Annotated in this window: 13 protein-coding genes; 8 read left to right on the forward strand and 5 right to left on the reverse strand. The window is 61.2% G+C overall.

Annotation, left to right across the window (positions count from 1 at the left end; translation table 11 throughout):
- The first annotated feature begins 1 nt into the window (after window position 1).
- Both ACQZ5K_RS02980 and hisG read left to right on the forward strand, forming a co-directional pair.
- Complete coding sequence (locus ACQZ5K_RS02980) at window positions 2-1,129, forward strand: ATP phosphoribosyltransferase regulatory subunit (RefSeq protein ID WP_448739602.1); 1,128 nt, start codon at window positions 2-4, stop codon at window positions 1,127-1,129.
- The gene (gene hisG / locus ACQZ5K_RS02985) at window positions 1,126-1,818 is read left to right on the forward strand and encodes an ATP phosphoribosyltransferase (RefSeq protein WP_020812640.1); all 693 of its coding nucleotides are present in this window, start codon (window positions 1,126-1,128) and stop codon (window positions 1,816-1,818) included. The genes ACQZ5K_RS02980 and hisG overlap by 4 nt, the downstream gene beginning before the upstream one ends.
- 60 nt (window positions 1,819-1,878) lie before the next feature.
- Here the strand turns inward: hisG and ACQZ5K_RS02990 are convergent, their stop codons facing one another.
- The 4 genes from ACQZ5K_RS02990 to groES all read right to left on the reverse strand — a co-directional run bounded on the left by ACQZ5K_RS02990 (window position 1,879) and on the right by groES (window position 5,717).
- On the reverse strand, window positions 1,879-2,325 hold the full coding sequence (locus ACQZ5K_RS02990) for a DoxX family protein (protein WP_003519535.1): 447 nt from the start codon (window positions 2,323-2,325) through the stop codon (window positions 1,879-1,881).
- Window positions 2,326-2,476: 151 nt separating this feature from the next.
- Window positions 2,477-2,911 (reverse strand): hypothetical protein, encoded by a 435-nt coding sequence (locus ACQZ5K_RS02995; RefSeq protein ID WP_035236127.1) that lies wholly within the window; start codon window positions 2,909-2,911, stop codon window positions 2,477-2,479.
- Between the two features lie 800 nt (window positions 2,912-3,711).
- Window positions 3,712-5,346: a chaperonin GroEL gene (gene groL, locus ACQZ5K_RS03000; protein ID WP_003522947.1), complete on the reverse strand. Its 1,635-nt coding sequence runs from the start codon at window positions 5,344-5,346 to the stop codon at window positions 3,712-3,714.
- A gap of 74 nt (window positions 5,347-5,420) precedes the next feature.
- Window positions 5,421-5,717: a co-chaperone GroES gene (gene groES / locus ACQZ5K_RS03005; RefSeq protein ID WP_004440196.1), complete on the reverse strand. Its 297-nt coding sequence runs from the start codon at window positions 5,715-5,717 to the stop codon at window positions 5,421-5,423.
- A gap of 368 nt (window positions 5,718-6,085) precedes the next feature.
- On the opposite strand from groES, the gene ACQZ5K_RS03010 reads away from it, so the two are divergent.
- The 4 genes from ACQZ5K_RS03010 to ACQZ5K_RS03025 all read left to right on the forward strand — a co-directional run bounded on the left by ACQZ5K_RS03010 (window position 6,086) and on the right by ACQZ5K_RS03025 (window position 12,118).
- Window positions 6,086-6,934, forward strand: coding sequence for a TIGR01459 family HAD-type hydrolase (locus ACQZ5K_RS03010; RefSeq protein ID WP_448739603.1), 849 nt, complete (start codon window positions 6,086-6,088; stop codon window positions 6,932-6,934).
- 47 nt (window positions 6,935-6,981) lie between these two features.
- Window positions 6,982-7,962 (forward strand): bifunctional riboflavin kinase/FAD synthetase, encoded by a 981-nt coding sequence (locus ACQZ5K_RS03015; protein WP_080852603.1) that lies wholly within the window; start codon window positions 6,982-6,984, stop codon window positions 7,960-7,962.
- 280 nt (window positions 7,963-8,242) lie between these two features.
- Window positions 8,243-11,272, forward strand: a complete 3,030-nt coding sequence (gene ileS / locus ACQZ5K_RS03020; RefSeq protein ID WP_448739604.1) for an isoleucine--tRNA ligase — start codon at window positions 8,243-8,245, stop codon at window positions 11,270-11,272.
- A gap of 201 nt (window positions 11,273-11,473) precedes the next feature.
- Window positions 11,474-12,118, forward strand: a complete 645-nt coding sequence (locus tag ACQZ5K_RS03025; protein WP_003522941.1) for a hypothetical protein — start codon at window positions 11,474-11,476, stop codon at window positions 12,116-12,118.
- Window positions 12,119-12,168: 50 nt separating this feature from the next.
- Here the strand turns inward: ACQZ5K_RS03025 and ACQZ5K_RS03030 are convergent, their stop codons facing one another.
- Complete coding sequence (locus tag ACQZ5K_RS03030; protein WP_059760756.1) at window positions 12,169-12,627, reverse strand: nucleoside deaminase; 459 nt, start codon at window positions 12,625-12,627, stop codon at window positions 12,169-12,171.
- Window positions 12,628-12,698: 71 nt separating this feature from the next.
- Between ACQZ5K_RS03030 and ACQZ5K_RS03035 the strand changes: the two genes are divergently transcribed.
- On the forward strand, window positions 12,699-14,621 hold the full coding sequence (locus tag ACQZ5K_RS03035; RefSeq protein WP_448739605.1) for a pseudouridine synthase: 1,923 nt from the start codon (window positions 12,699-12,701) through the stop codon (window positions 14,619-14,621).
- The gene (gene rsmD / locus ACQZ5K_RS03040) at window positions 14,602-15,159 is read left to right on the forward strand and encodes a 16S rRNA (guanine(966)-N(2))-methyltransferase RsmD (protein WP_035259743.1); all 558 of its coding nucleotides are present in this window, start codon (window positions 14,602-14,604) and stop codon (window positions 15,157-15,159) included. The genes ACQZ5K_RS03035 and rsmD overlap by 20 nt, the downstream gene beginning before the upstream one ends.
- The last annotated feature ends 95 nt before the right edge of the window (window positions 15,160-15,254 follow it).

Consider the following 15,254-nt stretch of genomic DNA (forward strand, 5'->3'; position numbering starts at 1 on the left):
CATGCCCCTGATCGACATGCCGGAATTTTCCGGAGAGCTACTGGAAGAATTCGCCGCGCGCCGCACGAGCCGTGTGAACACGCCGGTCATCCAGCCCGCCGAACCTTTTCTGGATATGGCCGGCGAGGATTTGCGCCGCCGTATCTTCATGACGGAGAGCGAAACGGGTGAGAGCCTGTGCCTGCGCCCCGAATTCACCATCCCGGTCTGCCTGCGCCATATCGAAACGGCGACCGGCACGCCGAAGCGTTATTCCTATCTCGGTGAAGTTTTCCGCCAGCGCCGGGAAGGCGCCAACGAGTTTTATCAGGCCGGCATCGAAGATCTCGGCGATACCGATATCGCCGCCGCCGATGCCCGTGCCGTCATTGATGCCACCGGCATTCTGCAGCGCCTGCTGCCGGGCCGGGCGCTTGCCGTCACGCTCGGCGACCAGCAGGTTTTCGAAGCGGTTGTTGCTGCCCTTGGCCTGCCGCTCGGCTGGCAGAAGCGGCTGGTGCAGGCATTCGGCGATATGGCGCAGCTGGAAGCGTTGCTGGAAAGTCTCATGCATCCCAAGCCGATGACCGGCCTCGATGCCCGGGTCGCCGGCCTGCTGGCGACGGGCGACGAGGCGGTGCTGGTCGATTATCTCGATACGGTGATGCAGGAAACCGGCTATTCCACCAATGCCAGCCGTGCGCCGCAGGAAATCGCCCGCCGCCTGCGGGAGAAGCTGGCGCTTGCCGCCACGCGCCTGCCGGATGAGAGTTTTGCTCTGCTCAAGCAGTTCCTGGCCCTGAAGGCGCCTCTGCCGCAGGCCTCGCAGGTTCTGGCGGATTTTGCCGCAAAGGCGAAGCTGAAACTGGATGGCGCGCTTTCCGCTTTCGATAAACGCGTCGCAGCGCTTGCCAATGCCGGTGTCGATCTCGAAACCGTCACCTATGGCGCGGCCTTCGGTCGTCCGCTCGATTATTACACCGGCCTCGTATTCGAGGTGGTGGAAGCTGGCGGAGACAGTGTGCTGGCCGGTGGCGGCCGTTTCGACCGGCTGCTGACCCTGCTCGGCGCACAGGAAAAAATCCCGGCCGTGGGCTTTTCGCTCTGGCTGGATCGCATCGAAGCGGTGCGCGGGAGCGACAAGCCATGATCACCATCGCACTGCCCTCCAAGGGCCGGATGAAGGAAGACGCCTCCGCCGTTCTGGAACGCGCCGGGCTGAAAGTGGCGGCTGTCGGCAATGACCGTTCCTATCGCGGCCGCATCGAAGGGCGCGACGATATCGAGATCGCCTATCTCTCGGCCTCCGAGATCGCCCGCGAGATCGGCGCCGGCACCGTAGATTTCGGCGTCACGGGTGAGGACCTCGTGCGCGAGGGACTGACCAATGCCGATGCGCAGGTGGAATTCTGCGCCCGCCTCGGTTTCGGCCATGCGGACGTCGTTGTCGCCGTGCCGGAAATCTGGCTGGATGTGGACAGCATGGCCGATCTCGGCGATGTCGCTTCGGAATTCCGCGCCCGTCATGGCCGCAGGCTCGCCATCGCCACCAAATATTGGCGGCTGACGCAGCAGTTCTTTTCGCGCCAGCACGGCATTCAGCTTTATCGCATCGTCGAAAGCCTTGGCGCGACCGAAGGTGCACCGGCCGCAGGGCAGGCGGATATCATCGTCGATATCACCTCGACCGGCTCGACGCTGAAGGCCAACCACCTGAAAATCCTCTCCGACGGCATCATCGTCCGTTCGGAAGCTTGTTTCGTCCGCGCTCGCAAGCCGGAACACGAAGGCGATGCGGCGGTTCAGGAGATCGCCTCGCGCATCAGGGCTGCGGTCTGACGACGTAAAAAAAAGCCGCCGGAGCGATCCGGCGGCTTTTTATTGGTCGATCCATTTGGCTTATGCGTGGGCCACAGCCGCGCCGCGCTTGGCGTCGACGGAGTAGGCGCCGGGGCCGAAGGCGGCAAGCAGGATGTAAGCGCCGGCAAGGGTGATGTTCTTCACCATCATGATGCCGTTCAGCGTGTTGATCCAGCCAAGAGCCGGCTCAGGCCAGCCGGGTACGGCAACGGTGCCGCTGTGGAACACCAGACCGGTGAAGACGCAGAAGACGGCAAGCGCCCAGGCGGCGATTTTGGTCTGGAAACCAGCGAGAATGGCAAGACCGGCAACGAGTTCGAACAGGCCTGCGATATAGGCAAGGGCGGTTGCGGCGGGCAGGCCGGCGCCCGTGATCATGCCGGCCGTGCCGGCCGGATCGACGAGCTTGCTGAAGCCCGACGTGATGAAGATGAAGGAAAGCAGAATACGGGCGATGAGAACGAGAACGTTCTGGCTGCTGGACATGGAAATCTCCGGTAAATAGTCGGCGTGTCGCCGGTTGAACTGCAATGTCTGGAGATATCAATGACCGAAAATCATCCGCCCATAAAGATGAACAATAGAAGACAAATCGTCTTCATTTTGTGAACGGTACTGAGCGTCTGTCCGGCTATGTTCAGGCGGCGAAGCGAATATCCTCAAAGCGCGGAAACAGGAAAAGCCCTGATATGCGCCCTTGCTGGCCGTCTTCGAAGCCGGAAGATTCACCCATGCAGATGACCGGCTGCCGCATCGCCGGCAAGATGGAGAGGCCGGTTGAAAAACAGAAGCGTGAGGGTGCGGTGGAAACCTGCTCGAAAAGTTCCAGAACGCGGGCGTGGTCAGCGCGGTCGTAACAGCGGACAAGGCTGAGCAATCCGCACTCGCCCGGCGGCAGGCCGTGCATGAACGATGCGTGTTCGCCGAGCCGGATGACGCCACTGGAAAGATCGCTGCTCCACTCCTCCGACATGAAGAAATGCGACAGGGTCCGGGGATCGGGCGTGGTTGTTACCGCCGCAGGCAGAGCATCGTTGCGTCTTGATATTTCAAACAAATCGCGCCCCCGCATGAACACGTGCCAGCGCCGCCACTTCAAGCGCCACTGCCAGGTTGAACCTTTACCGCCACCCGCAGTCGAACGTATTTGCCAGGCATCGAAACCCCTTCGATGCTGGCCGCCCCGTCGCGGAACCCTTACGGGGGGTGACTTATAGTTTATTTTCCCCTACCTACAACAACCAGCCAGTGAGAAAATCAAAAATATTATGTATTTCTTCTTCAATATCGCGAGATATGCGAAAAAGCACAACTAAATAGCGCGCTTATAAGCCGGTCCGAGTGGAAATCGGCCCCGTATGGGGTGGTGATTCGCTCTTGAATGTGCCCTATTATTGCATAGGGCTGCAAAAAATAGCCGGATAAAATCACGCCTGTTCCAAAACGGGACAATACACGAACCGTTCCGCTTTCGGCCTTCAGAATTGTGCAACCTGTTGATTTTCATGAAGCATCTCTCGCGAGAACGCTGACGTCATCCTCGGCCCTGTGCCGAGGATCTAATCACGTCGAATAAAATCAATCGGTTGCAGATCCTCGGGACAGGCCCTAGGATGACGTCGGCGTGATTGGCTAGCCTGTCTTCCCATCTGACAACGCTATTCTTCTTTGGTGTCCGGTTTGGCACGGCATACCCGAAAATAATAGAACCAATGACACATGACTTCTTCGAGAAATTTAAATCGGACAGCAATGGGCCTGTCCCAAGGATGACGCCGATAAGATGTGCCGCCTTCCGTCAATCACACAGGCACGACAAAGAAAAAGGGCGGTCCGAAGACCGCCCTTTCTTAATTCCGGTGACAGGACTGATTAGAAGTCCATGCCGCCCATGCCGCCGCCCGGCATTGCCGGCATTGCAGCTTCCTTCTTCGGAAGCTCGGCGATCATGGCTTCGGTGGTGATCAGCAGAGAAGCAACCGAAGCTGCGTTCTGCAGAGCCGTACGAACAACCTTGACCGGGTCGACGATGCCGAGCTGGATCAGGTCGCCATATTCGCCGGTCTGGGCGTTGTAGCCGTAGTTGTCTTCGTTCTTCTCGAGGATCTTGCCGACAACGATGGAAGCTTCGTCACCTGCGTTGTCTGCGATCTGGCGAACCAGAGCCTGCAGGGCGCGGCGGATGATGTTGATACCGGCTTCCTGGTCGTCGTTTTCACCCTTTGCGGTGATCTTCGTGGACGAACGCAGCAGGGCAACGCCGCCGCCCGGTACGATGCCTTCCTGAACGGCAGCGCGCGTCGCGTTGAGAGCGTCGTCGATGCGGTCCTTCTTTTCCTTCACTTCGACTTCCGTCGAACCGCCGACGCGGATAACGGCAACGCCGCCAGCGAGCTTGGCAAGACGTTCCTGCAGCTTTTCGCGGTCGTAGTCGGAGGTGGTTTCTTCGATCTGGGCCTTGATCTGGGCAACACGGCCTTCGATGTCGGACTTCTGGCCGGCGCCGTCAACGATCGTGGTGTTTTCCTTGGAGATCGAAACCTTCTTCGACTTGCCGAGCATGTCGAGGGTAACGTTTTCGAGCTTGATGCCGAGGTCTTCGGAAATGACGGTACCACCGGTCAGGATGGCGATGTCTTCCAGCATGGCCTTGCGGCGGTCGCCGAAGCCAGGAGCCTTGACGGCAGCGATCTTGAGGCCGCCACGCAGCTTGTTGACGACGAGCGTTGCAAGAGCTTCGCCTTCGACGTCTTCAGCGATGATGACGAGCGGCTTGCCGGTCTGAACGACGGCTTCGAGAACCGGCAGCATGGCCTGAAGGTTCGAGAGCTTCTTTTCGTGCAGGAGGATGTATGCGTCTTCGAGGTCCGCAACCATCTTTTCCGGGTTGGTCACGAAGTAGGGCGACAGGTAGCCGCGGTCGAACTGCATGCCTTCGACGACTTCGAGTTCGGTTTCGGCGGTCTTGGCTTCTTCAACGGTGATGACGCCTTCGTTGCCGACCTTCTGCATTGCTTCAGCAATGTCGAGACCGATCTGACGCTCGCCGTTTGCGGAGATCGTGCCGACCTGCGCAACTTCTTCAGACGTGTTGATCTTCTTGGCCTTGGCCTGAAGGTCCTTGACGACTTCAGCAACGGCCAGATCGATACCGCGCTTCAGGTCCATCGGGTTCATGCCGGCAGCAACTGCCTTGGAACCTTCGCGAACGATGGCCTGGGCCAGAACGGTCGCGGTGGTGGTGCCGTCACCGGCGATGTCGTTGGTCTTGGAGGCAACTTCGCGAACGAGCTGTGCGCCCATGTTCTCGAACTTGTCTTCCAGTTCGATTTCCTTGGCGACGGAAACGCCGTCCTTGGTGATGCGCGGAGCGCCGAAGGACTTGTCGATAACGACGTTACGACCCTTCGGGCCGAGGGTGACCTTTACTGCATCAGCAAGAACGTCGACGCCCTTGAGCATCTTTTCGCGTGCTGTGCGGCCGAATTTTACTTCTTTGGCTGCCATTTTCAAAACTCCTGGTTTCGAATGACCGGACCGGGTCCGGCTTGAAATTTAAGGAAACGATGGGTCGGCTGAAATCAGCCGATGATGCCCATGATGTCGGCTTCCTTCATGATCAGAAGGTCTTCGCCGTTGAGCTTGACTTCGGTGCCCGACCACTTGCCGAACAGAACGCGATCGCCAACCTTGACGTCGAGAGCGACGACCTTGCCGGCCTCGTCACGTGCGCCGGAACCGACGGCGACGATTTCGCCTTCCTGCGGCTTTTCCTTGGCGGTATCGGGAATGATGATGCCGCCCTTGGTCTTTTCTTCGGACTCAACGCGACGAACGACGACGCGATCGTGAAGCGGGCGGAAATTGGTGCTTGTCATTGTCTAATCCCTCGATCAAATGACTGCGCGAGCTTTTGGAACTCGCCTGATGGGTGTTAGCACTCTCCTTTATCGAGTGCCAGCGGAACCGAGATAAGGAGGGCTTCTGCCGGAGTCAAGAACGCCCTGTCTGAAAAATTTCATGGCTTATGGTTATCAGCGTTCCATGACAGAAATTTCCCATGCGCGGACGGGCGCCACGACGACATTCTTTTCGTGCGTTCCGGCCGCATCGCATCTAATGGGCATTTGTGTTCATGCTGCGTCAGGCGGGCCAAAGACCGGTCTGGCGGCGCTTTTTTCCTTGCCATCGGCGTCCCGCTTTGCGATGTGACGCTCACCCTCTTCTCGCATCCGGAAAGCATCTCATGGCCCATCGCATTCTCACCCTCGGCGAAATCACGGCTGGGTTCGACGTTATTCTTTCGGATGTCTGGGGCGTGCTGCACAATGGTGTCAGCGCCTTTCCGGATGCGGCGGTTGCCCTGCGGGAAGCGCGCAAGGCCGGCAAGACGGTGGTGCTCATCACCAATTCGCCGCGTCCCGCTCCCGGCGTCATCGCCCAGCTTCGCGTTCTCGGCGTGCCGGATGAAGCCTATGACCGTATCATCACCTCCGGTGACGTCACCCGCGGCCTGATCGCGGAAGGTCCGAAAAAAGTCTTCCTGCTCGGCCCGGAGCGGGATCTGCCGCTGCTGGACGGTCTCGATGTCGAGCGCGTCGGCGAGGCGGAAGCGCAGTCCGTGGTCTGCACCGGCTTTTTCGACGACGAGACGGAAACGCCTGAGGATTATACCGAAATGCTCAAGGGCTTCATTGCCCGCAACGTGCCGATGATCTGCGCCAATCCCGATCTGGTGGTGGAGCGCGGCGAGCGCATCATTCCCTGCGCCGGCGCCATGGCCGCTTACTACGAACAGCTCCGCGGCGAGGTCCGCATTGCCGGCAAGCCGCATGCGCCGATCTATGAGGCCTGCCTTGCGGCGGCCAAAGAAGTGCGCGGCGCCTTCGCCAAGGATCGCGTGCTCGCCATCGGGGACGGCATGCCGACGGATGTGAAGGGCGCGATTGCGAGTGGTCTCAACCTTCTTTATATCAGCGGCGGCATTCACGCCGCCGAATATACGCTGAACGGCCAGACGGACGAGGCGCTTCTCAACGCCTATCTCAAGGGGCAGGGTGCTGCTCCCGGCTGGTGGATGCCCCGTCTCGCCTGAGGACATCTTGCCTGAGGAATAGCTGGCGCAGGAATGGATCGATTGCCATGACCGTCTTTCACCGCAATGAAAAAAAGGAGCCGCTGCCGGAAGCTCTTCGCGGCGGCGTCATCGCCATCGGCAATTTCGACGGCGTGCATCGTGGCCACCGGGCTGTGCTGGATCGTGCCCTGGAGCTGGCGGAAGCCCGTGGCGTTCCCGCGCTGGTGCTGACCTTCGAGCCGCATCCCCGTTCCGTCTTCCGTCCCGATACGCCGGTCTTTCGCCTCACGCCCGCGCCATTGAAGGCGCGCATCCTTGAGGCAATCGGTTTCCGCTCCGTCATCGAATATCCCTTCGACCGGGAATTTTCGCAGCGCTCGGCGGAGGAATTCGTCCAGTCCATTCTGGTCGACTGGCTTCATGCCAGCGCTGTCGTCACCGGCTTCGATTTCCATTTCGGCAAGGGCCGCGAAGGCGGCCCGGCATTTCTGATGGAGGCCGGCAAACGCCATGGCTTCGACGTGACGCTGGTGGATGCCTTCCGCGACGAGGGCGCGGATGTCGTCTCCTCCAGCCGGATTCGCTCGCTTCTGTGCGAAGGCGATGTGGCGGGTGCCGCAGGCCTGCTCGGTTATCGCTTCACGGTGGAAAGCGAAGTCATCGGCGGCCAGAAGCTCGGCCGCACGCTGGGTTATCCCACCGCCAACATGGCGCTGGCACCGGAAACGGAACTGAAAGCGGGCATCTATGCCGTGCGGTTCCGCCGCCCGGACGGTTCGATCCGCGATGGGGTGGCAAGCTTCGGTTACCGCCCGACCGTCACTGAAAACGGGGCGGCGCTGCTCGAAACATTCGTCTTCGATTTTTCCGGCGATCTTTATGGCGAGGTCTGTTCGGTCTCCTTCTTCGGGCACCTGCGCGACGAGCTGAAATTCGACGGTCTCGATCCGCTCGTCGCCCAGATCAGGCGCGATGAAGAAGAGGCGAGGGCGATGTTATCGGGCGTGCGTCCGCTCAGCGAACTGGACGCCAGGATCGCGTTCTGACCGGGTAAGGCCGGTCAGCCCCTGTTCCGGCCGATATTGCCGTCGCTTTTCTCTTCCTTTTTGCCGGAAAACCGCATAAACAACCGGCCATGTTCCAATACCGGTTGATGTTCAAAACTCAGATTGGCCGAATTATTGGCCCGGCCTTCCGCCCGCTCTGACGAGCCGGAAGGTCCGGGATTTTGGCGCTTGTCATGACTTTGGTCATGGCGCTTTCCGTATTTGCCCTCTTTGAAATTGAGACGGCGCGACCGACACGGCGCGCAACAACGGTACGATTATGAGCGACACCGCAGAAAAACTGGATTACTCCGCCACCCTCTATCTGCCGCAGACGGATTTTCCGATGCGCGCCGGCCTGCCGCAGAAGGAACCGGAAACGGTGAAACGCTGGCAGGAAATGGGCCTCTACAAACGCCTGCGCGCCTCCGCCGCCGGCCGCGAAAAATTCGTGCTGCATGACGGCCCGCCCTACGCCAACGGCAATATCCACATCGGCCATGCGCTGAACAAGATCCTGAAGGACGTCATCACCCGCTCGTTCCAGATGCGCGGTTACGACGCCAATTACGTTCCGGGCTGGGATTGCCACGGCCTGCCGATCGAATGGAAGATCGAGGAAGCCTATCGCGCCAGGGGCAAGAACAAGGACGAGGTTCCGGTCAACGAATTCCGCAAGGAATGCCGTGACTTCGCCGCCGGCTGGATCAAGGTTCAGTCGGAAGAGTTCAAGCGCCTCGGCATCGAGGGCGACTTTGAAAACCCCTATACGACGATGAACTTCCACGCCGAAGCCCGCATCGCCGGCGAACTCCTGAAGATCGCCCGCACCGGCCAGCTTTATCGCGGCTCGAAGCCCATCATGTGGTCGGTGGTCGAGCGCACGGCGCTGGCGGAAGCCGAAGTCGAATATGCCGATGTCGAGAGCGACATGATCTGGGTGAAGTTCCCGGTGGCAAAACTCGAATATGACGAGCAGACCATCAACTCTCTATCATTCGATTTGGGTCTTCGCCCCGAATACGAAGATGAGAAAGCTGATATCGTCGATTATGCTGTCCAGGAGGCTCTCGATAAAACCCGCCGGCATCTCGATGAGTTGCGGGGCGCGTCAGTGGTCATCTGGACCACCACGCCGTGGACCATCCCCGGCAACCGCGCCATCGCGTTCTCTTCGCGGGTCGAATATGGCCTCTACGAAGTGGAAAGCGCGCAGAACGATTTCGGTCCGCAGCCGGGCGAAAAGCTGATCTTCGCCAAGAAGCTCGCCGATGAGGCCGCAGCCAAGGCAAAGCTGACCTTCAAGCTCGTTCGCGACGTGAAAACCGAAGAACTTGCCGCCATCACCTGCGCCCATCCTTTGGCGTCGCTTGGCTACGATTTCCCGGTTCCGCTGCTCGAAGGCGATCACGTCACCGACGATGCCGGTACGGGTTTCGTGCACACCGCGCCGAGCCACGGCCGCGAGGACTTTGACGTCTGGACCGCACATCAGCGTGAGCTGGAAGCGCGCGGCGTTTCGTCGGCCATCCCGTTCCCGGTTGGCGATGACGGTTTCTACACCGAAGACGCCCCCGGTTTCGGCCCGTCCGCCGAAGGCGGCGCTGCCCGCGTCATGGACGATAACGGCAAGAAGGGCGATGCCAATGACCGCGTCATCAAGGCGCTGATCGCGGAAAACAACCTGTTTGCCCGTGGCCGTCTGAAGCACAGCTATCCGCATAGCTGGCGCTCCAAGAAGCCGGTCATCTTCCGCAACACGCCGCAATGGTTCGTCTATATGGACAAGGAACTGGGCGACGGCACCACGCTGCGCTCGCGTTCGCTGAGCGCTATCGACGACACCCGCTTCGTTCCGGCTTCCGGCCAGAACCGCCTGCGCGCCATGATCGAAGGCCGGCCCGACTGGGTCCTGTCGCGCCAGCGCAGCTGGGGCGTGCCGATCGCCGTCTTCGCCGATGAGAAGGGTGAAGTCCTGATCGATGAGGCCGTCAACGCCCGCATCCTCGAGGCCTTCGAGGCCGAAGGTGCTGACGCCTGGTTCGCCGAAGGCGCCAAGGAACGTTTCCTCGGCAATGACCACGACCATGCCCGGTGGCAGCAGGTCATGGACATTCTCGACGTCTGGTTTGACAGCGGCTGCACCCACACCTTCACGCTGGAGGACCGCCCGGACATGAAGTGGCCGGCGGATGTCTATCTGGAAGGTTCCGACCAGCATCGCGGCTGGTTCCACTCATCGCTGCTCGAAAGCTGCGCGACGCGCGGCCGCGCGCCCTATAATGCCGTTGTCACCCATGGTTTCACCATGGATGAGAAGGGCGAGAAGATGTCCAAGTCCAAGGGCAACGTCGTCTCGCCGCAGGAAGTCATGAAGGACGCCGGCGCCGATATCCTGCGCCTGTGGGTCATGACGACGGATTACTGGGAAGATCAGCGCCTCGGCAAGGCCATCATCCAGACCAATGTCGATGCCTATCGCAAGCTGCGCAACACCATCCGCTGGATGCTTGGCACGCTCGCCCATTATGAGGGCGAGGAGATCGCCTATGCCGATCTGCCGGAGCTGGAAAAGCTGGTGCTGCACCGTCTGTCCGATCTGGATAAGGTCGTGCGCGAAGGTTATGACGGCTTCGAGTTCAAGAAGATCGCCCGCGCGCTGGTGGATTTCGCCAATGTCGAGCTTTCGGCCTTCTATTTCGATATCCGCAAGGACACGCTCTATTGCGACGCGCCGTCGTCGCTGAAGCGCCGGGCGGCCCTGTCGGTCATCGCCAAACTGTTTGATTGCCTCGTCTCTTGGTTGGCGCCCATGCTGCCCTTCACGACGGAAGAGGCCTGGCTTTCGCGTTATCCGGATGCGGAATCGGTGCATCTCGTCCAGTTCCCGGAAATCCCGGCCGAGTGGAAGAACGATGCGCTGGAAGCGAAGTGGGAAAAGATCCGCAAGGTCCGCACGGTCGTCACCGGCGCGCTGGAAGTGGAACGCCGTGAAAAGCGTATCGGCTCTTCGCTGGAAGCAGCTCCGGTCGTCCACATTGCCGACGCCGATCTTCTGGCGGCGCTGAAGGGGCAGGATTTCGCCGAAATCTGCATCACCTCGGCCATCTCGGTGGTGGGCGATGAAGGCCCGGCCGATGGCTTCCGCCTGCCGGAAGTGGCAAAGGTCGTGGTCGAGCAGAAGCTGGCGGAAGGCACAAAATGCGCCCGTTCCTGGCGCATCACCACCGATGTTGGCTCCGATCCGGCCTATCCGGAGGTTTCCGCCCGCGATGCGGCCGCCCTGCGAGAGCTTGCAGCCCTCGGATGATCCGAAGCTGCGCATCGTTCCTGTCGAAACCCGATTCCGGGTTTCGGGCCGATGCGCGATGAAAATGACCGGATGAATTGCGCTTTGCCTCTTCATCCGGTACACCTGCCTGAAAATGGCCGGATTTGCACGGCAATGCGGGCTGCCGCCTGCCGAAAGACGATGTCTGGCGAAGTGGGACGGACGGCTGGAAGGGTTTCAATGAAGACGATGCAGGGTAATGCGCAGGGTTTGGGCATGTTTCGCACGGTTGTTGGCATCACGACGATAGGCGTGTTGCTTGGCGCGTGCACGAGCCCGACCTACGGCACGGGCAAGACGGCGGCGGAACAGCTTGTCGACGATCTTGGCAACGCGACCTCGATCACCGGCAATGACCAGGAAAAGCGCAACCTGAAATACAGCCCCCGCCCGGGCCTCGTCGTTCCTGCTCAGGCCCGTGCCGAACAGTTGGCCACGCCGCAGCAGAACATGGCAAGCCGCGAGAACAATCCGCAATGGGTCGAATCGCCGGAAGAAACCCGCGAACGCCTGCGCGAAGAGGCGGATGCCAACAAGAACAACCCGCATTATCGCTCGCCGCTGCTCGCAGGCAACGGCACCGCCGGCCAGATGACCGAAACCCAGAAATGGGAAGCTTTCCGCAAGGCCAAGGCCGAAGCCCAGGGCGGCTCCGTCGTCAACGCCCAGCGCAAGTTCCTCACCGATCCGCCGGCTGAATATCGCAGCGTTCCGCAGGATCAGCTGACCGATCTCGGCGAACCGGAGCAGAAGAAGGAAAAGCGCCGCAAGAAAGAAGCGGCCGTGGCAAATACCGGCAAGAGCTGGTGGAACCCCTTCCAGTAATAACGAATGGCTGATGGCCTGCGGGAAAGCTTGCGCCTCCCGCCGGTCGCTCAATCGTCGAGGCGTTTCTCGCGAAAAAATTGCCGCAGGATTTCCGCACTTTCGCTTTCCGCCAGTCCCGAATAGACATCCGGCGCATGGTGGCATGTCGGCTGGCTGAAGAAACGCACGCCACTCTCCACTGCGCCGCCCTTCGGGTCTCGCGCGCCGTAATAGAGCCGGCGGATACGCGCGAATGAAATCGCCGCCGCGCACATGGTGCAGGGCTCCAGTGTAACGTAGAGATCGGCGCCGGGCAGGCGTTCCTGCTCCAGCGCTTCGCAGGCCATGCGGATCACGGCGATTTCGGCGTGAGCCGTCACATCGTTCAATTCACGGGTGCGATTGCCGGAACGGGCGATGACGCGGCCGTCCATAACCAGTACCGCGCCGATCGGAACCTCCTGCCGCTTAGCCGCGGCACGGGCTTCCGAAAGCGCCAGCTCCATGAAATGCGTCCTTTCGGCCATTGCGTTTCAATTTCCTCTTAACCCTTGTGCTTGGACCTGATAGGACAGCCCAAACAACAGGCAAACAGCAAATGACTTTTAAAGACAAGCCGAAGCGTGACGGCGGCAAGACATTTAGCCGCGACAGGAAGCCGAAAGGCCCCGGCAAGCCCGCCGCAGAGCGCGAAAAGAAACCGACCGAGGCAAAGGCCGCCCCGGTGCCGGAAACCGTTGGCGCTTCCAAGCCCGAGCGCATTTCCAAGATCATGGCGCGCGCCGGTGTGGCCTCGCGCCGCGATGTCGAGCGCATGATCATGGAAGGCCGCGTGTCGCTGAACGGCGTCAAGCTGGATACGCCGGTGGTGAACGCCACGCTCTCCGACAAGATCGAAGTCGACGGCATGCCGATTCGCGGCGCCGAGCGCACGCGCCTGTGGCTTTACCACAAGCCCGCTGGTCTGGTGACGACCAACTCCGACCCGGAAGGCCGCCCGACCGTTTTCGACAATCTGCCGGGTGAACTGCCGCGCGTCCTGTCCATCGGCCGTCTCGATATCAATACCGAAGGCCTGCTGCTGCTCACCAACGATGGCGGACTTTCCCGCGTGCTGGAACTGCCGACCACCGGCTGGCTGCGCCGCTACCGCGTGCGCGCCCATGGCGAGGTCGATCAGGCCACACTCGACAAGCTGAAGGAAGGCATTGCCGTCGACGGCGTGCTCTACGGCGCAATCGACGCCACGCTTGACCGCACCCAGGGCCACAATGTCTGGATCAGCATGGGCCTGCGTGAAGGCAAGAACCGCGAGATCAAGAACGTGCTCGGCGCGCTCGGTCTCGAGGTCAACCGCCTGATCCGCGTTTCCTACGGTCCGTTCCAGCTCGGCGATCTCGCTGAAGGCAAGGTGCTGGAAGTGCGCGGCCGTATGCTGCGCGACCAGCTCGGCCCGCGTCTGATCGAACAGGCCGGCGCCAATTTCGACGCGCCGATCTACAATGCGCCCGTTGAGGATGAAGAAGACGACGCGCCGAAGCGGCCCGTAAAATCCGAATGGGCGAAAAGCGATGCGCCGGAAGGCAAGCCGCGCTTCGAAAAGAGCGGCAAGTCCGAGGACCGTCGTGAAAAGGCGCTCGGCCGTCTCGACACCAAGCGCGGCGACAAGCCGGCCGGCAAGTTCGGCTCCAAGCCCGCCGGGAAATTTGGCGCCAAGGGCCGCAGCGAGGATGAAGGCGAAGACCGCCGCCCACGCCAGGCCGCCGGCACCAGCCGCACGGCCAATGTCTGGATGGCGCCCGGTGCAAGGCCCACCCGCGACGGCAAGGAGCGCAAGTCTTCCGCCCGCGCGGAAGCCGAAAACCTCTTCAAGAAGCCTTCCGCCCAGGACGAAGCGCGGCGCAATGTCGTGCGGCATGCGGATGCCGAGGGCGAGTGGATCCGTTCGGATTCCCCCCGCGAAGAAGAAGGTGGTCGCGGACGTGGCGACCGTCCGCGTGGCGAAAAGAGCTTCGGTGATCGCGGTGGACGCGGCGGAAAGCCGTTCGGCGACCGGCCATTCCGCGACAAGCCGCGTGAAGATGGGGACCGCCCGCGTGGCGACCGTCCGCGCGGTGAAAAGAGCTTCGGCGACCGCCCGGCACGCGGCGGCAAACCTTTCGGCGACCGGCCGTTCCGTGACAAGCCGCGCGAAGAGGGTGACCGCCCGCGCGGCGACCGCCCACGTGGCGAAAAACCTTTCGGTGACCGTCCGTTCCGCGACCGGCCCCGTGAAGACGGTGACCGCCCGCGCGGCGAGCGCCCGGCGGGAGACAAGCCCCGTGGCGGCAAGCCGGCCGGTAAACCCGGATTCGGCAAGCCATCTTTCGGAAAATCGGGCGAGCGTGGTGAACGTTCGGGTTTCTCAGGCAAGAGCAAAGGCCCCGGTGGTCCCGGCGGCGGCAAGCCGGGCGGCAAAGGCCCGGGTGGCAAACCTTCTGGAGGCAGGGGAATGACACGTAATGCGGATCGTAGGCGGTGAGTTCCGCGGCCGGAGTCTGGCCGCGCCGAAATCGAATTCCATTCGTCCGACCATCGACAGGACGCGGGAAAGCCTCTTCAATATTCTGAGCCATGCCTATCCGGAAAGTCTGGATGGCACGCGCGTTCTGGATGTTTTTGCCGGAACCGGTGCGGTCGGTCTGGAGGCGCTTTCGCGCGGCTGTCGCGTGGCGCTCTTCGTCGAAAACGGCGTGGAGGGCAGGGGGCTGCTCTGGGAGAATATCGATGCGCTGGGTCTGCATGGCCGCGCCCGCATTCTGCGGCGTGACGCCACCAAGCTCGGCGGCGTCAACAATATCGAGCCCTTCGATCTTCTCTTCGCCGATCCGCCCTATGGCTACGGCCATGGGGAGAAGGCTTTCGCGGCCGCCCATGGCGGCGGCTGGCTGAACCCCGGCGCGCTCGCCATTCTCGAAGAGCGCGGCGATGTGACGGTCAAGGTCGATCCGGTTTTCAAACCGCTCGAAAGCCGCATCTTCGGCGATACGAAAATGCATTTCTACCGTTACGAGCCCTAGGTCCAATCGACATTCAGGATTCAATTAAGCTCTGATATGTGATTCATAGAACTCTGGATTTTGTCATCTGGAGTTTTCGTCATGCCGAAACCGAA

This window comes from Agrobacterium sp. 22-226-1, assembly GCF_053522345.1.